14 protein-coding genes are annotated in these 17,565 nt (G+C 43.3%); 10 read left to right on the top strand and 4 right to left on the bottom strand.

Features of this window, described 5'->3' with window-relative positions; genetic code table 11:
- Positions 1 to 116: 116 nt before the first annotated feature.
- The gene (locus tag AC1RM2_RS31270) at positions 117 to 869 is read right to left on the bottom strand and encodes a DUF4290 domain-containing protein (protein ID WP_492989049.1); all 753 of its coding nucleotides are present in this window, start codon (positions 867 to 869) and stop codon (positions 117 to 119) included.
- Between the two features lie 351 nt (positions 870 to 1,220).
- Here AC1RM2_RS31270 and AC1RM2_RS31265 point away from each other — a divergent pair, with 351 nt between their 5' ends.
- The 7 genes from AC1RM2_RS31265 (at position 1,221) to AC1RM2_RS31235 (ending at position 9,247) form a co-directional block, all read left to right on the top strand.
- On the top strand, positions 1,221 to 2,330 hold the full coding sequence (locus tag AC1RM2_RS31265; protein ID WP_492989048.1) for a mandelate racemase/muconate lactonizing enzyme family protein: 1,110 nt from the start codon (positions 1,221 to 1,223) through the stop codon (positions 2,328 to 2,330).
- 421 nt (positions 2,331 to 2,751) lie between these two features.
- The gene (locus AC1RM2_RS31260; RefSeq protein WP_492989046.1) at positions 2,752 to 3,210 is read left to right on the top strand and encodes a GNAT family N-acetyltransferase; all 459 of its coding nucleotides are present in this window, start codon (positions 2,752 to 2,754) and stop codon (positions 3,208 to 3,210) included.
- 79 nt (positions 3,211 to 3,289) lie between these two features.
- Positions 3,290 to 3,616 (top strand): hypothetical protein, encoded by a 327-nt coding sequence (locus AC1RM2_RS31255; RefSeq protein ID WP_492989044.1) that lies wholly within the window; start codon positions 3,290 to 3,292, stop codon positions 3,614 to 3,616.
- 162 nt (positions 3,617 to 3,778) lie between these two features.
- A complete protein-coding gene (locus AC1RM2_RS31250) occupies positions 3,779 to 4,915 on the top strand; it encodes an acyltransferase family protein (RefSeq protein ID WP_492989043.1) in 1,137 nt (378 codons plus the stop codon).
- A 287-nt stretch (positions 4,916 to 5,202) separates the two neighbouring features.
- The gene (locus AC1RM2_RS31245) at positions 5,203 to 6,954 is read left to right on the top strand and encodes a sensor histidine kinase (protein WP_492989042.1); all 1,752 of its coding nucleotides are present in this window, start codon (positions 5,203 to 5,205) and stop codon (positions 6,952 to 6,954) included.
- Positions 6,951 to 7,709: a LytR/AlgR family response regulator transcription factor gene (locus tag AC1RM2_RS31240; RefSeq protein ID WP_492989041.1), complete on the top strand. Its 759-nt coding sequence runs from the start codon at positions 6,951 to 6,953 to the stop codon at positions 7,707 to 7,709. Before AC1RM2_RS31245 ends, AC1RM2_RS31240 begins: the two co-directional genes overlap by 4 nt.
- An 11-nt stretch (positions 7,710 to 7,720) precedes the next feature.
- Positions 7,721 to 9,247: a TlpA family protein disulfide reductase gene (locus AC1RM2_RS31235; protein ID WP_492989040.1), complete on the top strand. Its 1,527-nt coding sequence runs from the start codon at positions 7,721 to 7,723 to the stop codon at positions 9,245 to 9,247.
- Between the two features lie 94 nt (positions 9,248 to 9,341).
- On the opposite strand, the gene AC1RM2_RS31230 is transcribed toward AC1RM2_RS31235, so the two are convergent.
- Positions 9,342 to 9,626, bottom strand: coding sequence for a hypothetical protein (locus AC1RM2_RS31230; protein WP_492989039.1), 285 nt, complete (start codon positions 9,624 to 9,626; stop codon positions 9,342 to 9,344).
- Positions 9,627 to 9,695: 69 nt separating this feature from the next.
- Between AC1RM2_RS31230 and AC1RM2_RS31225 the strand changes: the two genes are divergently transcribed.
- Positions 9,696 to 10,718 (top strand): LLM class flavin-dependent oxidoreductase, encoded by a 1,023-nt coding sequence (locus AC1RM2_RS31225; RefSeq protein WP_492989294.1) that lies wholly within the window; start codon positions 9,696 to 9,698, stop codon positions 10,716 to 10,718.
- A gap of 314 nt (positions 10,719 to 11,032) precedes the next feature.
- Here the strand turns inward: AC1RM2_RS31225 and AC1RM2_RS31220 are convergent, their stop codons facing one another.
- Positions 11,033 to 14,590: a sensor histidine kinase gene (locus AC1RM2_RS31220; protein ID WP_492989038.1), complete on the bottom strand. Its 3,558-nt coding sequence runs from the start codon at positions 14,588 to 14,590 to the stop codon at positions 11,033 to 11,035.
- A gap of 144 nt (positions 14,591 to 14,734) precedes the next feature.
- On the opposite strand from AC1RM2_RS31220, the gene AC1RM2_RS31215 reads away from it, so the two are divergent.
- Complete coding sequence (locus tag AC1RM2_RS31215) at positions 14,735 to 15,904, top strand: DUF2911 domain-containing protein (RefSeq protein WP_492989037.1); 1,170 nt, start codon at positions 14,735 to 14,737, stop codon at positions 15,902 to 15,904.
- Positions 15,905 to 15,974: 70 nt separating this feature from the next.
- On the opposite strand, the gene AC1RM2_RS31210 is transcribed toward AC1RM2_RS31215, so the two are convergent.
- Positions 15,975 to 16,610 (bottom strand): SMI1/KNR4 family protein, encoded by a 636-nt coding sequence (locus tag AC1RM2_RS31210; protein ID WP_492989035.1) that lies wholly within the window; start codon positions 16,608 to 16,610, stop codon positions 15,975 to 15,977.
- A 205-nt stretch (positions 16,611 to 16,815) separates the two neighbouring features.
- Here AC1RM2_RS31210 and AC1RM2_RS31205 point away from each other — a divergent pair, with 205 nt between their 5' ends.
- Positions 16,816 to 17,460: a hypothetical protein gene (locus tag AC1RM2_RS31205; RefSeq protein ID WP_492989033.1), complete on the top strand. Its 645-nt coding sequence runs from the start codon at positions 16,816 to 16,818 to the stop codon at positions 17,458 to 17,460.
- Positions 17,461 to 17,565: the final 105 nt, after the last annotated feature.

The raw sequence follows: 17,565 nt of genomic DNA, 5'->3' as shown, positions 1-17,565 counted from the left end.
GGTTGTAGTATTTATCGCAATAATTAACCGGTGCATCAACCACCGGCTTGTATGTAAAAATCATCCACCAAAAAAATCCACCAGACAAGACCAATGAACTAATGAACCAACCGGAACTAATATTTCTTAGCGCCCTGGTTTCGGTTACGGTTGTTTTGGTTATTGTTGCGCGGGCCGTTGTTATTTTGGTTATTGTTGGTACGGCCACCGCCACCACCGCCGCGGTTGTTGTTATTGTTGTTTTGCTGGTTGTTACGGCCGCGGTTGTTATTGTTGGTGCTTTGCTGGTTATTGTTAGGCCTAAACTCAACACGGTTAAGGTTAACGTTTTCATCCAGTTTTAGGGTGCCGCCAGATAAGGCGTACAAATCGGCAATAATGCTTTCGTCGGTAACAGAATCTTTGTTCCATTGTACGTAGGCCATTTTCATGAAATTGGCTATGGCCTGTACCATGTGGCGTTTGCGTTCCGGCTCCTCAATGGCTTTGGCCTTTTCAATCATCAGCTCAATGGTTTTGCCATAGTGCTTGTATTTAATGCGCTGGTGCGGGTAACGCAGTGGCTGGGGCTTCAGGTGGATAGCCTCGGGTGTTGGTTTGGGGTAGGGGGCATCTACATCAATCTGGTAGTCAGATATAATGTGCAGGTGATCCCAAAGTTTGTGTTTAAAATCGGCTACATCGCGCAGGTGCGGGTTTAAAAACCCCATCAGGTCAATTACCACCTGTGCGTAGCGGTTACGTTCTTCTTTAGTGGGCAGCGCAATAATGTACTTAACCATGTTTTGTACATTGCGGCCATATTCTGTCAGGATTAATTTATTCCTGGTTGAATTATAGTCAAATATAGGCGTGTTGTCTTGTGCCATGCAATTAATAATGTTTTTAAGAAAGTTTTAAGTTAGCCATGCGTCTTTTCCCTGTGTAACAAGGGCCCAGGAGGCTAAAATTGAATTGTATTTGAATAGTAGTAGCGCAAATATAACATTATAGTTATATAGTGCAAATAAAAAAAAGCAGACAGGCCAAACCTTCCAGCCTCACCCAAACCCTCTCCAAAGGAGAGGGCTTAAAAAAAAGAGTTTGGCCTCGACTAAATCCTTTCCTTTGGAGAGGACTTAAAAACATTGAAATTATATAAGATTAGTATATTGCGTTTAATTCACCATGCAAATCAAAAGCCCTCTCCTTTGGAAGGGGTTGGGTGAGGCTCTTATTATATGCAACACAAACTACCCATTACTCATATCGACGTTTATCGTTTTAGCATCCCCATGGAACCCTTTACCATTGCCACAGGCACCATGGATCATGCACAGAATGTGTTTATCCGGGTGAATACCGATGCCGGGTTTTACGGGGTGGGCGAGTGCTCGGCCTTCCCGATGATTGTGGGCGAAACGCAGGATACCTGCCTGGTGATGGCTAAAGATTTTGCCCGGCTTTGGATTGGTAAAGATGCGCTTGACATCCCCGCGCGCATGCAGCAGTTGCATGCCGCCGCCGCCGGTAATACCACCATTAAAAGCGCATTTGACATTGCCCTGCACGATTTAGCCGCCAAAAATGCCGGCTTGCCCTTGTTCCGGTTTTTGGGCGGGGCGAAACGTGTGGTCGAGTCGGATATTACCATTGGTATTGATAGCCCGCCAACTATGGCCATGAAGGCTTTGTACTTTAAAGCCTCGGGGGCAAATATCCTGAAGGTGAAACTGGGCAAGAGCGCTGTTGCCGATGTGGAACGGGTTAAACAGATTCGCGAAGCGGTTGGCCCCGAAATGCGCATCCGTATTGATGCCAACCAGGGCTGGAGCTTTGACGATGCCGTTTTTGCCCTGCAGGCGATGGGCGAGTACGATGTTGAGTTTTGCGAACAGCCCATGCGCACCTGGTACGATGACCGCCTGCCCGCACTGATGCAGCTATCGCCCGTAAAAATTATGGCCGACGAAAGCGTATACAACCACCACGACGCCCGCAAACAGATCAACAGCGGCAGTTGTCACTATATCAACATTAAAATGGCCAAATCGGGCGGACTGCTGGAGGCTAAAGCTATCCATGATGAAGCCGCATCCAAAGGCATTGCCTGCATGATGGGCGGGATGCTGGAAAGCCGCATAGCCCTGAGCGCCAAACTACATTTTGTATACGCCAGCCCCAATATTAAATTTTATGATATGGACACCTGCATGCTGGGCCACCTGGTTGACCCCTGCATTGGCGGCGTTACTTATGACGGCTATAAATTGAATATTGACGACGCTATTGGCATTGGCGCCGATGCTGATGACGGGTTTTTGAAAGGGTGTGAGCACTTTAGGGTGTAGATTTTTTTTTCGCGCAAAGACGCAAAGAAAGAAGAACCCTGAAAAAAAATCGTTATTGCGTGCAACGAAATATAGTTAAACCAATGTCCTAAACTACCGTCATTGCGAGTATCCACCAGCCTATGCTTGAAAAAACAGTAATGACATAATTGTAAACGGGGCTTTTGTAGAGACGCAACATTTTGCGTCTCCCGCATGCAAATCACACATGCAAATTGAGCTGTAAATTTTGAATGTCTTGGGGGAGACGCAAAGTATTGCGTCTCTACATTAAAAAACAAATCTGATAATCAATAGCTTACAATCATGTCATTATAAGGTACGAAGCAATCCCGAACTATGTGGGACTTAGCATGTCGGGGATTGCTTCGTGCCTCGCAATGACGATCTATATTAAATACATTAACCAACCATCCCACCCATGCAAATCCGCCCAGCCACCCTCAACGATATCCCAACCCTGTTGCAATTTGAGCAGGGCGTTATAACCGCCGAGCGCCCTTTCGACCCAACACTGGTGCCCGGCTCTATCAAATATTACGACCTGGAAATGTTTATCACCTCGCCCGATGTTGAACTTTTAGTGGCCGAGCTTGACGGCCAACTAATTGGCAGCGGCTACGCCCGCATTAAACAAAGCGAAAAGGTTTATTTCGATTTTGAACGCTTTGCTTACCTTGGCTTTATGTACGTTTCGCCGCAACACAGGGGCAAGGGAATTAATAAATTGATTATCGACAGGTTAAAAGAATGGGCCAAGGGACAGGGACTTACCGAGTTGCGGCTACAGGTTTATGCTGATAATGAAGGCGCCGTGAGGGCTTATGAAAAGGTAGGGTTTGAGAAGCATATGGTAGAGATGCGGATGGGGTTGGAGTGAAGTTTTTGAATGACAGTAACAAACCTCGTTTACTGTAGTCGAAACTACAAATAGCAGGTGTAATTAAAATATTATGATTTTGAGTAGCCGCATAGGCTGGTATAAGTATAGTTTAATCGTCTTCATCGTTCTGATACTTGCCAGCCAATATTATCAGTCGTACTCTGGTCCTCGCAATGCGCTTAAAGTGCAATTTAAGGGAAGGGTGGATAGTGTTTATTACGATGCAAAAGGAAATCCGTCTGTATATGTAAACCGTAAAAAACAGGATATTTACTGGATGACATGGCACCGGGACTATATAATTCACAAAGGCGATACTTTGATTAAAAATAAGGGTGATCTTCGCCTTAAATTAATTCCGGCGAATCAAAGAGATACCATACTTTTCAGTGATTCGCAGTAATAAAGATTCAGCCTGATAACACCCGCTGTTCGAAGTCTCTGACTTCGAACGCCTATGCCTGTAGTTTGCAATTACAGTAACCACATCTTATATTTATTACAAAAAATATCATTTTCAAAAAAGGCGCCTCGGCTAACTACACATAAAGAATAAAAAGCTTTTATGATACCACAACGATATTACAAGCCGGAGTTGGACGTACTTAGACTTTGTGCCTTTTTATTTGTATTCTTCACGCACCGGATGGATCTTGCACCAATTGATCCGGCACAATATTATTGGGGGTACCATATAAGTTTAACAGGGGTTTTTGGCGTGCCGCTTTTCTTTTTCCTTAGCGCCTTTTTAATAACAGAATTGCTTTCCAAAGAACAAGAGTATTCGGGGAAAATTAACGTGAAATCTTTCTACACAAGAAGAATACTTCGTATTTGGCCATTGTACTTCACCTTCTTTTTTGGGATGGTGTTAGTAACGCACCTTTCAAATAAATTTGGGTACATTTCGCCAGGTACACAACTTGCATTCAGTTTGTTTTCCGGTAACTGGTATATTACTTTCAATGACTGGCTTCCGTCATATCCCATTAATCCGCTCTGGAGCATTTCTGTTGAAGAACAGCTTTATATTTTACTCCCATTGATGGTATTTTATACCGGTAAACGAGGGTTAAAGCTATTTTCATTTCTTGCACTTTTGGCAGCTTATGCAACCATTTTATATTATGCACAAAACCCCACGAAAGGATTTAGCGGTGAATGGACAAACAGTTTTGTGCAATTTCAATTTTTCGCGGCAGGTATCCTTTTATCCGTTTATTTAAAAGGCTGGCAGCCCCAATGGCACGTAGTTACCCGGGTTGCCGTATTTATAGCAGGGCTGATATGTTGGCTGTTTGCCTCAATGGCATGCGAAGTTCATGCAGACGCTCCACACCTTGCAACCGTTCCACAAGCAATAGCTGGCTGGCTATTGATGCTTACCGGCGTTATACTGTTCTTCTTTTCTTTATATGGGAGCCGACCAAAAAACATGCCGGCCCCGTTAGTGTATCTGGGTCGAATATCTTATGGTATGTATGTGTTTCATATCACTGTTTTTTGGTTGGTGTATCAAATATTTAAGGATGAACTGGCCGCATTTAGCACCATGATCGGTTTGTACGAATGGAAAAACGATGTTGGCTTCGTTATTGCTTTTCTGGTCACGGTTATTATATCGATCTTGTCTTATACTTTTTTCGAAAAGCCGTTTCTACGTTTAAAAACGAGATTTACGATCATTCCATCAAGGGATTAGTCTTCAGACTACAGGATATTTAAAACAATCATTTTCGCGAATACAGAGCGCAATGCTATGCGCGTTTATGGCAGTTATAAATTATAAGTGTAGGGGGTAGAAATCGAACAGCGGAACACTACAGACAGCAGGGCAATTCAAAAATACCTATCGAAAAATCCCCATCAACTACAAATAACAAGCCGCAAAACCGCTCCATACTACCCAATTCAAAATAACACCTGCCATATTCAAATCAGCGTATCTTAACCAGGGTTTAAAAGCTTTACTTTGTTGTATAAAATCAAATGGAGCTGATGCGCGGTATCATCATATTTATATTTTGTGCTTTCCTGGGGCTTTGCTGCCAGGCGCAAAAGCCGGTAATGTACCTGGACAGTATCAACCCGGTCATCCGGTACGATAGCCATGGCGACTCTATCCGGAAGTATTTTTCCATGACATTTTTTAATTACCAAAGCTTTCACCCTAAAAATAAAAAAGTGCTGCTTACCGCATTTTACTCCAATAAACTGGCGGTAAACTATCGGCAGGCTGTACAAAAAATACCCAGGTTAAAGGAATATGGCAACTCCGGGTCACAATCATATATTCAAATGTTTGATGGCTATGCGGGCAGATACGCTATCCCTATTTTTGATTCGTCGGGAATAGTCATAACCGTTAATGGCATCAACCCGCAAAACGTAAACCAATTTCAATTCAGGGTTATAGAGGATAAGCAGAAAGTGGTATTACCATGGACAAAGCCAAAGTTGTTTTGCAAAGCCTACCTGATGACTCAAATTGCCGAAGTCGGTAAGATAGATGAGCTATCTGCATATTTAGGCCAATTTAAAGAGGCCTATGGCAAAGCGCTTACCTTCCAGGTACGCAAGATTAATATGCCCGATAGTATTGAATCCTCGATCTCGGCGTATTGGGTAAAATGGCAGCCAAGGGTTGTGGGCGTATTCACGTTTTCGCAGCTCCCCGAATTTTTAAGCCTTTTTAAAAAGCAATGGAGAAGCCCATTGGAAGACCCAAGCCAAAGCGATTGGAGTAAGGACACGGCTTTGTTGAAGTTGAGAAAAGACTTCCGGTACAACGAAAATAACCTGATTTTTTATTTGGATGATATTATTAAGTCGCGAAGTATTATTGAATATAACCTGGTGAACGGAAAAGACAGCACCGGCTGGACGGTTAATGATTTTGATTTTAACTTAGTGTGGCTCAAAAATCTGTCGCCTGGGCATTATCAGTTAAAAATACGTTACAGTGTACAGCGTAATAATATTTGCAGCTATGCATTTACTGTAAAAGCAGCCTGGTATCAAACGGTATGGGCAAAAGTAGCCTTAAGTATGCTTGTTGTGTTTGCAGTCGGGTTTGTACTGTTACTCTGGCGATCAAGGAAGCAGGCAGCAAAACTTAGAGAAGAAAGTACCTTAAAGCAATTGGTACAAACCGAGCTCAGATCCATCCGGTCGCAATTTAACCCGCATTTTGTGTTTAATGCCCTTAGCTCCATACAAGGGCTCATCACCAAAAACGATTCGCAGAACGCATCGAAATATTTAATTGAGTTTAGCAATCTAATGCGCGATTCACTGAAAGCCAGTGATAAGGAATTTGTAAACATTTTTACCGAAATAAAGATATTGGAGAACTATCTGGCACTCGAAAAACTGCGGTTTGGTTTCGATTATCAAATTAAAGTGAGCGGAGAAATAGATGCCAGCGCCATTGAAATACCCGCTTTATTTTTACAACCCCTGGTGGAGAATGCGGTAAAACATGGTATATCGGCCCTGCAGGAAAACGGGCAACTAATTGTACTGTTTGAGAAATTGAATAACGACATGGTGGTTAGTGTAAATGACAATGGCAAAGGCTTTAACCCCAATGATAACGCTAACGGCTTTGGCCTTCAGCTAACCAAAGAGCGAATAAAATTATTGAACCAGACATTGAACGGGCAACACATAGAATTTTTGGTGAAAAGGACGGATAATGTAACCCAGGTAATTATCCATTTTAAAAATTGGCTGTTATGATACGAGCGGTAATTATTGACGACGAAAAAAACAATATCGAAAATATTGTACACCTGTTAAAAAAGCATGAGCTGCCGGTAACAGTTGTGGGCACAGCCACCAATGCCGATGACGGGGTTAGTTTAATTACAGCAAGCAATCCCGATTTGTTGTTCTTAGATATCCAGATGCCGGATAAGAATGGCTTTGAAGTGCTTAAAGCTTTGCCACACCACCAGTTTGAGGTTGTTTTTGTTACCGCGTTTGACAACTACGGGATACAGGCCGTTAAATTTTCGGCGATAGATTATTTGCTGAAGCCGATAGATCCGGAAGAGTTAAATGCATCGGTAAGCAAAGTGGAGGCTAAACTGATGCAAAAGAAGGCCAACCTGCAGCTTGAAAACTTAATGGAATTTATAAAGGATAAGGACGCGAAAAAGGATCACAAATTGGCCCTGTCCTCAACTAAAGAGATCAGGTTTGTGCACACCGGGGATATCATCCGTTGCGAATCATCAAACGCTTACACACAGTTCTTTTTATCGGACGGAACAAGTATCATGGCATCAAAACCAATTTTTGAATATGACGAATTATTAAGCAGCTACGATTTTATCAGGTGTCATCAATCGCACCTGGTGAACATAAAGTTTATTAAAAGCTTACTCAAGGAAGATTCGGGCTATTTATTAATGGACGATAACACCCGCATCCCCATCTCCAGGAACAAAAAAGAGAACGTAATAAAACGCTTACACACTATAAAAAAATAAAAAAATCATATATGAAAAACCTATTACTGGCAGCATTAATGTGCTGCAGCAGCTACTTAAGTGCCCAAAATTTACCTGCTATTGCCATCGAGGATAAAAAAATGGACGCCTATCTGATGAATAGGAAGCCCGCAACATTAACCGTGCAAATAAAAAACCTGCCGGATAGTGTCAAAAAAGTAAATATCAAATATACCCTTGTACAACTCGGCGGAACTATCCAGGCTACTAAATATGCAGAAACAGATGCCACCGGCCTGGTAAAAATAATTCTTGATGAGAATTTGCCTTACCAACAAATATGGTTAGACGCAGGCAACTACTTATATACAGGGATATATGTGGATAAAGGGCTTACTGTTACCGTAGACGCGCGGAAAGTACCTAAAGATGGCGCGTATATGATAGGCGAGGGGGTAGCCTATTCTGGTAACGATGGGGAGTTAAACACGGTGATGAACAAAAAAGCGTTGTTTAAAAAGAAAGATAGGGAGAGTTTGGTTAATGATCTTCGGGCCGTATGTAATTCGAGAAAAAAATATACCGCAGATGCCTTCACTTTTAAAACCGATTCCGTTTTAAAGCTATTGAAAAATATAGATAGCGAATTTATCAGTGGTTATCCTAAATATGGATGGGCTGTTAACAATGAAACCTTATCGGAGTTTTACGGCGAAATTTGCATAGCCTATTGGAATGACACTATGCCCGGCCAGCTTATTAAGCAGATAAACGCGCATCAGCCAATGTTTACAAGTAACGATGGTGTGATGTTTTACAAATACCTGGGCATTTATACAATGGCCAAAAAGCGCTTTAAAAAAGAATTGGCGCTCAACGGTACCATGATGCTATATGATAGTTTATATACGCAGCAGCGATCAGATCTTTTGAAACTATTCCTTTTAGAATCGGAGAAAGATAATTATGCCCGCAGTTACCCTATTATCATCAATAGTATCAAAACAGCCTGGTGCAAAAAAATTGCTGCCGATGAAATGATTAAGGTTGATGCTAACCAAAAAAGAATAGACAGCGTTTTAGCTTTATCAACAAAATTAGAAAAGGCTGATATTGGTACCCCGGTAATGCAGTTACCTTTTGACGCCAGCTTATATCGGTTAGATACCGTTGCAAATATTGATAGCTTTATATTAAACCTAAAGTCAAAATTTCCCAACAAGGCACTTATTATTGATTTTTGGGCTACCTGGTGTGCTCCCTGCATAGCCGATATGCCGTTCAGCAAAAGTTTGCACGAAAAAAATAAAGATCTGCCCGTTGAATACATTTATCTATGTACTACCAGTAGTTCAAGTATTGATATATGGAAAAACAGAATAGGAGAGATGCAGATACCCGGTACTCATATTTACGTGAATGATAAAATCATCGCCAGGCTAAAAACTGTGCTTAATGCGGAAGGGGGATTCCCAACTTATGTGGTTACTGACGTTAATGGAAAAGTAAACAAGTCAAAAATTACCAGGATGGAGGCTTTGGACAGGGAAAGTTTAAAAAAGACTGTGGGACTTTAGCAGAATGCAGGTTAAAAACGCTGTATAAACCTTAGCCACGCCGTCTTACTTCGCCCCCCTTTGGCGCAGTGTTGTGTGGCTGCATGGGGGAGAATCACTTGTGAATTTTTTTAATAATACACTCATAGAACAGGCCCGCCACTCCATTTAGCGCTTGTGCAACTGCATGCGCGAGGATCACTTGTGATTTTTGCAAACCAATCACATCGTAAGCACAGGTCCGCCATTGCATAACCCATAATACAAGAGCTGCGCTAAAAAGAGGACAGGTCAGCCAATGTCCAAGCCACGAGACAATACCTGCGCTAAAAATGACACCACAGCAACGCTGATCTGCCACAACCAGTGCCATAATATCTAACCATTCCAACCAAATCATTATTACCACCCCGTGACCTCCGCACACTGCCCGGATGCTTACATTTGCAGGTAAATAATCGAATTAATGATGAAGAAAATAGGATTTTTATCATTCGGGCATTGGTCCAACCATCCTGCGTACCAGGCCCGTACTGCGGGTGATACCTTGCTGCAGTCTATCGACCTGGCTGTTGCTGCGGAAGAAATTGGGCTGGACGGTGCTTATTTCCGGGTTCATCATTTTGCGAGGCAGCTGGCATCGCCGTTTCCGCTGCTTTCGGCTATTGGGGCAAAAACCAGCAAGATAGAGATTGGGACGGGTGTTATCGATATGCGTTATGAAAACCCCATGTATATGGTAGAAGATGCCGGCGCTGCCGACCTGATCTCGGGCGGGCGCTTGCAATTGGGTATCAGCCGGGGTTCGCCCGAGCAGGTGATTGAGGGGTGGCGTTATTTTGGCTATGAACCCGCTGCCGGAGAAAACGACGCAGATATGGGACGAAAAAAGGCCCTGGACTTTTTGGATAAACTAAAAGGTACCGGGTTTGCTCAGCCTAACCCTTACCCGATGTTCCCAAACCCGCCGGGCTTGTTACGCCTGGAGCCGCATTCGGAAGGATTGCGGGAACGCATCTGGTGGGGAGCTGCCTCTAACGCGACCGCCGTTTGGGCGGCCGAACAAGGCATGCACCTGCAAAGTTCGACCCTGAAATTTGACGAAAGCGGCAAACCTTTTCATATCCAGCAGGCCGAACAAATCAGGTTATATAAAGAAGCCTGGAAAAACGCCGGGCACCAGCGCGAGGCGAGGGTTTCGGTAAGCCGGTCGATTTTTGCACTGGTAACCGAGCAGGACAGGCTTTACTTTGGCCAGCAGGGAAAAGGCGCCGACAGCTTTGGTTACATCGAAGCCGATAAACGGGCGGTTTTCGGCAAAAGCTACGCAGCCGAGCCCGATCAGCTCATCAAAGAACTGGCCCAGGACGAAGCGATACAAGAAGCGGATACGTTACTACTTACCATACCAAACACGCTGGGCGTTGAATACAATATTCATGTGCTATCGGCCATTTTAGAGCACGTTGCCCCGGCGCTGGGCTGGCGATGAAGAGAGTTATGAGTATTTGTAGGAAAAAGCAGAGCAATATGCGATTCCTTCCCTGGGGAAGCTACCGTGTACCCACATATTTTTAGTTAAATAAAAATGTCATTTCGAACGAGCCAGTGGTGGAATTGGGCGGGCGGGGCGAGGAGAAATCTTAGGCGCTTTTCATCACAACGGGCTTTTCGAACCGCAGGGTGTAGAAGATTTCTCCTCGTTCCTCGTTCGAAATGACAAAAGTGCTATTCTATAATAGAAAGAAAAGATGTGTACACACAGTCGCCCTTGGGGAAGGGAATTAAAAAAAATCTGCCGAATACCTATCGAGGCAACTCAATTATAAACTCTGTAAATTCCCCTTCCTGCGTTTGTATATTAATTTTACCGCTATGCCCTTTTACAACAATATCATAGCTTAATGATAAGCCCAGGCCGGTACCTTCGCCTGTTGGCTTTGTAGTGAAAAACGGCTGCATAATTTTGTCCTTCAGCTGCTCGGGGATGCCTATGCCATTATCTTTTACGATAATTACAACAGTACCATCTTTTTTCATGGTGATTAAGTCAAGCGTTGGCTTGTAGTTCGCATCCGCCTTCTTTTGCTTTTGCTGCAGTGCGTAAAAAGCATTGTTGATGATGTTAAGCAGTACGCGTCCGATATCCTGCGGGATGATGGTTATTTTAGCCAGGCTTTTATCAAAACTGGTTACCAGGGTGGCATTAAATGATTTATCCTTGGCGCGCAAACCATGGTAAGCCAAACGCAGGTATTCATCGGCAAGGGCATTGATATCCGTGAGCTGTTTATCGCCCGAGTTATTGCGCGAGTGTTGCAGCATGTTTTTTACAATAGCATCGGCACGCTTGCCATGATGTAGTATTTTTTGCAGGTTTTGTTCAATATCACCTGCAAGCGCCGCGGCATCGTCTGTATTCCCGGCTTCAAGTTCCTCCCTCATTTCGGCAGATAGTTCGATACTTACCTCACTAAAATTATTTACAAAGTTGAGCGGGTTCTGAATTTCATGGGCTATACCGGCGGTAAGTTCGCCCAACGAAGCCAGCTTTTCCGACTGGATGAGCTGCTGCTGGGTGGTTTTTAATTCGGTAACAGTATCGGCCAGCTGATCGCGCTGAACTGTTATTTCTTCGCTCTGTTCGCCTAATGCCTGGTTGGCCTGGCTCAGTTCGCGGGTTCGTTCATTTATTTTTTCTTCAAGTACCCGGTTCTCTTCTTTTAAATGCTTTTGGCGATAGTTAATATAACTATAACCTGCAAGCACCAATGCAACACTATAAAGCACCCAGGCCCACCAGGTTGACCACCACGGCGGCGAAATGACAATCCCGATACCGTCGCCTGCATTATTCCATACGCCATCGCTATTAGCGGCTTTTACATGGAAAGTATAACTGCCGGCGGGCAAATTGGTGTAAGTAACATTGCGTTGTGTGCCGGCATAAATCCATTGTTTATCATAACCATCCAGCTTGTAGGCATAGGTGTTTTTTGCCGGATCATCGTACTGCAGGGCCACATAGTTAAACTGTACCCTGTTTTCGTTATAAGCCAGCCTAATTGTTTTACGCCCGTAACACACTACCTGGGTTGCCATTTTTTCGTCGGCAAGCGGGTCGTTATAGGTGATGCTTTCCAGGTGTACCATTGGCGGGTAGGGGCTGTCGTCCAGGTCGTTCGGATTAAAAACTGCGTAGCCGTTACGCAGCATGAAACCAAAACGGCCGCCCGGCAGCCTGGTTAAAATAGATAAGCCCCTGCTTGCATCGTTATTGGCCAGTACATTACTAATGTCAAAATTCCTGATGCTCCAGTTTTTGGGGTCGATGCGCGAAAGGCCTCTTTCTGACAACATCCAGATCCGGCCTTTATCATCTTCATTGATACCCACTTCGGAGTTAAATAACAAACCCGAGCTTTCATCAAAATGCTTTGTCCAGGTTCCTTTATCCCTGTCAAATACAAACAGGCCGGTTAAATAAGTAGCCACCCAAAGCCGCCCGGCCTTATCTTCAAAAATATCATCCACACAATAAATCTTGCGGTTGCCGGAATTAAAATACGAAGTAAATTTTTGAGTTTTACGGTCAAACCTGTTTAGCCCGCCATTATTGGTACCCACCCACACAACACCTTTGCTATCCTCAAATATCGAGAGCACATGGTCGTCATCAAGCTTGCCATCGTTGTTACCCGTTGTGTACGATTGGCTTTTGCGGTGGGGGTACTGCTTAAACTTTTTTGTTTTAGGATCAAACGAAGTTACGCCACCATTATAGCTGTTACCTAACCAGATAAGGCCGGTATGATCCTGGTAAGAGGCCGTTATTTGGTTATCGGCAAGGGAGTTTGTATCGGCGGGGTTATGCCCATAGGTTTCTTGTTTACCCGTTTTGGTATCAAAAATCATTAAACCACTGGTTGAGCCGGCATATAACAAGCCATCCCTGCCGGCTTTGGCCATATGATTAAAGCTGCCGCCGGCATCGGGCGAATAAAGTTTTATAAATTGATCTTTTTGGTGGTCCCATTTATAGATGCCATGCTCGCCGGTTGCCCAGCTAAACTCATTGGTTCCTGGCGACACACTCAAATTTTCGGGATATTGGTTTGGCTTGGCGGGGTCATATTTATATACTTTGAACGCGCTCCTGGCATAATTCAGCCTGTCGGCCCCTGCCGATCTGAAACCAACCCATAATACACCCGTATGATCAACCAGGCCCGATATGGCATAATTGGAAGCCAAAGCGCCCGGATTGGCATTGCTGGCCGCATATCTTTTAAACTGTTTTGTTGTAGTATCAAAATATAACATGCCCAACTGCGACGAGATCCAAAAATTACCGTTCCTGGTTTCATAAAAAGACACAAGGTTATTTGCAGCTTGCGTTTTTGGTTCATCGCCCGTTACATAACTGCTAAACTTGCCCGTTTTTCTGTCAAGCTTAATTAAGCCCTGCTCGGTAGCAATCCATAGCTGCTGTTGCTTATCTTCTTTAATGGCGTTTATACGGGCATTTGACAGGCTATCCGGCAGTTTAGATGGCACATATTCTTTCAACGAGTTATTGCGCATATCAAAACGCGAGAGGCGTAAATCGATGTTATGCCCATGAAATGTATTCATCCATAAAATCCCGGGCTGCGATGGGGCCTCGTATATGGGGTTGGCGCCGCGCTGCTTCGCGGTATCCGTTTGGGTCATGTAACCCTTTAATGGCTTATTGGGGCCATTATACCGGTAAAAACCATTGGTGGTAGCAAACCAAACATCTCCCCAGGCAGTTTTCAGGATCTGTGAAGGATAGTCGGCATTTAAATAATGTATTCCCTTTTCCTTATTGCCAAAAAACTCAAATTTATTTTCTTTAACAGCATATTTAACCACCATCGACCGTCCATCGTACGTAAACGCGCGGCCCCAGATGTTATCCTGATCGTCGGCTACAGCAATTACCAGGTTGAAAACGTGTTTATCCGCCGGTAAAATAAACTGTTTAAAAGTATCCGAATACCTGTTGTACCTGAATAAGCCATTGTTAATAGCCGTTGCCCAGATGGTATTATTTTTATCGATAACCATGCTTTCGATATTGGTTACAGGGTCTTTATTCAGCTTGGCCGATCCGAGGTAGTAAATTTTCGACCGGTAACCATCATAACGTACCAGTCCGTTTTGTGTGCCAATCCAAATATAGCCCAGGTTATCTTCCAGTATCACCCTGGCTTGTCCTTCGGGTAAACCTTTTTTTACATCAAAATGGTCGAAATAGATATCGGGCTTTTGGGCATAAAGCGTTGTAGCCGCATGGAGCGTAAAAAAAATCAGGATAAATTTCAGGTAGCTGTTTTTCATGCAATCAAAGAATCGTTCATTTAAAGGCCCGGTTGCTGTAGTATGCTGCTATAAAAATAATGAAGTTTTAATTGCTGGCCGGTTTATTAAGGCACAAATTATAATTAAAAATCTATATTAACATTAAATTAGCCCAAACAATTTATGCGTATAAAAATATTTTTCGTGGGGCTATTGCTTCATTTGTGTATATCGGCAAGGGCCCAGCAACCACAGCGGTTTAAAGGAAGCTTAACTTATACCCTGGGGCCGGATACCACGGCAACAGGCAATTTTGAACTAAACGGAAACGAATTTGCGCTGACGGTAGTTTCCATGAGCCCGAACGTGAATGTGAGTAAACTAAAAGGAACGTTTTTCTCCGATGGCCAGCTCATGCGCCTGGAGGGCCTTAATTATGAGCCGGCAAAGGGCCAGGATTCATTGATTTATGCTTGCAAATTAAACTACACCAGCGATACTACCTTTATTGAAACAAAAAGCGCAACCAGGGGCGGCGTACGTAAATATCCTGTAAAAATTATGGAAGCCAATGCATTCGGTGGCGATGTGCTTGTTTTTATGCCTGCCTTGCTGGCCCATTTTGCCCCCAAAAAGGTAGGCGACAGTGTGTTGAGCAGTCATATTGTTTTTAATAGTGCCAGGAAGTTTATGATCAAAAAAACGGGCAGCCAAAAACTGCAGATTGGGAGTGCTGTAATGGGCATGTTTACTATACTTTTGGATAAAAATGGCAGTATACAAGCAGTAGACGGCATTGGCACATCATTTAATATTAAAGGTAAGGCGGGTGCGTATTTAAATATCGATTCTGTAATTGCTGCAAACGTTAACCATCAGCGGTTGCATCCACGGTTGGCTATTATCAACAAGCCCGATTCGGTAAAAGCAACGATTAATGGCGGTGACATTAAAATCGAATATTCCCGTCCGTCGGTAAGGGGCAGGGTTATTTTTGGCGAAGTTGTGCCATGGAACCGTATTTGGCGCACAGGGGCTGATGCGGCAACAAAAATTTACTTAAGCAAGCCGCTTTATTTTAATGGAAAGGAGCTTCCGGCGGGTGCCTACTCTATATTTACCATACCAACTCCAACCGGTTTTACGTTGATATTTAACAAGCAGGCCAATATATGGGGAACAGAACATAACGCGGATTATGATTTTTTAAAGATCCCGATGCAAATGCAAACCTTAAATCACCCTGCAGAACTGTTGACATTTGAAATAGTTACTGCCGGTAGCAAGGGTGGCGCCATAAGCTTTAGCTGGGATAAGTTGAAGGCTTCGGTTGCTTTTACTACACAGCCTTAGCAAAAGAATACTCAAAAAAAGTTTTGCCGCCTGGTGGCGTTTTTCCATTAATTGTATTGTTGGGCTAATCCTATCCTTTATCAAGCCAAAACTCAACTTTTGGTTGCGAAAGCGTTAGTTTTTGATAATCTTTTGAGTTTATTTCATGCTTAAAAACATCTTTTATCAGCAGCTTGCTGACGTTATCAGCCCAATAAATAATATCGTCGCCCCACATCGAGAGTGTGGGGTTCCCCGGCACATCTATCAGCATAAACCGATGTGCAAAAACCGGGAATATTCTGCTTATACCTGATTTTATAATTTCATTGCGGCTGATTTTGTTTCTTTTGTATATCCACTCAATCATCTCTGCAATTAAATCCAAATCATCAGGAAAAGAGTAAAATTTGGATTCGAATGCTGGGTTATCGCCTGAAATATCAATGCCTGGCCTATCAAGACCGTTCATCACTTTATAGAAATTTTTTAGCGGCACGGGAAATGAAAAGCCCATGATACTTTCAAACTTTTTCAGGTCGTTATCACTTAAGCCTTCTTTCCATTTTGAACATGGCTGTATCTGATATCCATAAATCTCTTTTTCAAGGGTTACCGTTTCCCAGTAAAACTCGCTTGCACGTTTAAAATCCTCAAAGAAAGAAAGGCTATCATCCGGCGGTAGAAGATTTATAGAATTCGGTTTATTAGGCTTACTAAACAACATGACTTAAATATCGGTTGTTTTAGCTCAATTTAGAGGATAAATCTTTTTTATCCTCTAAAATTTCGACAAGATACGCCAGCAGACACATACCACAAGCTTTACAGCACCCTCATTAAACCCTTTTCCTATCCTATAAAAAGGTGTTTTTTACCCTGCGGTGTAAAATGACGACATGCTATTTTGCAGCAACTTAAAACATCAGATTATGACAACAGCAACAATTAAATTATTGCCGGACCCGCCGGCCCCCAACGGAATTAATGACTTTCCGCTTCCGCCGCCGGCAAAAGTAATTATGAAAGTACCCTTGCCTGATCAAACCATAATTATAAAGGAAATCCAGATGGTGGGCTTTAAGGTTATCTGGGAAAAGCGGCTTACCAATCAGCAATTAGAGTTCAAGCAACAATGGGTACGTGTAAACAGTTGCACCATTACGCCCGATACACCTTTTTCGCAGGAAGAGTCGGTAAGCATTGGTGTGGCGTTAAGTGTTGGCGCCCGCGAGGAATTTTCGGCCTCGCTTGGTTTAAAGGTGGGATCGTTTATGGATATAGGTGCAAAACTGACCCTGGAGCTTTCGGCGGAAGTGACACTTGCCGAGGTGATTACTAAAAAGAAAACCTTTAATGCCAAAACGCAGGTGCCGCGGGCATCCTTTATGTGGTGGCAACTCAAAAGTACCTATACGGTTACCGGGCATCGTACTGTGGTTATAAAAATAGATGGAAATGAGCAGATTGCTGAAAATGCCGACTTTACAAATCCGCTGGTATGCGACGAAGATGTTAGTATAAGTACCCAGTTTCCTGCTTCGGTAAAAGCAGAATTTACGGTTTCTGATATGTAAATAACTCCCGCGCGTTATATATCGTTGCGGTGAGATGGTAAACGATAAAGCCTTTGATCTTTCAGTCAAAAGTTTTATCGTCCCAAACTTATGTCATAAATCAGA

It is taken from the genome of Mucilaginibacter sp. GW822-FHT03E02 (assembly GCF_058801545.1).
The sequence above is the reverse complement of the archived record's forward strand: the minus strand, read 5'-3'. Positions and strand labels throughout refer to the sequence as shown.

Coding starts and splice junctions, on each gene's coding strand:
- AC1RM2_RS31270 (WP_492989049.1), bottom strand. CDS start 869: ATGGCACAAGACAACACGCCTATATTTGACTATAATTCAACCAGGAAT.
- AC1RM2_RS31265 (WP_492989048.1), top strand. CDS start 1,221: ATGCAACACAAACTACCCATTACTCATATCGACGTTTATCGTTTTAGC.
- AC1RM2_RS31260 (WP_492989046.1), top strand. CDS start 2,752: ATGCAAATCCGCCCAGCCACCCTCAACGATATCCCAACCCTGTTGCAA.
- AC1RM2_RS31250 (WP_492989043.1), top strand. CDS start 3,779: ATGATACCACAACGATATTACAAGCCGGAGTTGGACGTACTTAGACTT.
- AC1RM2_RS31245 (WP_492989042.1), top strand. CDS start 5,203: ATGGAGCTGATGCGCGGTATCATCATATTTATATTTTGTGCTTTCCTG.
- AC1RM2_RS31240 (WP_492989041.1), top strand. CDS start 6,951: ATGATACGAGCGGTAATTATTGACGACGAAAAAAACAATATCGAAAAT.
- AC1RM2_RS31235 (WP_492989040.1), top strand. CDS start 7,721: ATGAAAAACCTATTACTGGCAGCATTAATGTGCTGCAGCAGCTACTTA.
- AC1RM2_RS31230 (WP_492989039.1), bottom strand. CDS start 9,626: ATGATTTGGTTGGAATGGTTAGATATTATGGCACTGGTTGTGGCAGAT.
- AC1RM2_RS31225 (WP_492989294.1), top strand. CDS start 9,696: ATGAAGAAAATAGGATTTTTATCATTCGGGCATTGGTCCAACCATCCT.
- AC1RM2_RS31220 (WP_492989038.1), bottom strand. CDS start 14,590: ATGAAAAACAGCTACCTGAAATTTATCCTGATTTTTTTTACGCTCCAT.
- AC1RM2_RS31215 (WP_492989037.1), top strand. CDS start 14,735: ATGCGTATAAAAATATTTTTCGTGGGGCTATTGCTTCATTTGTGTATA.
- AC1RM2_RS31210 (WP_492989035.1), bottom strand. CDS start 16,610: ATGTTGTTTAGTAAGCCTAATAAACCGAATTCTATAAATCTTCTACCG.
- AC1RM2_RS31205 (WP_492989033.1), top strand. CDS start 16,816: ATGACAACAGCAACAATTAAATTATTGCCGGACCCGCCGGCCCCCAAC.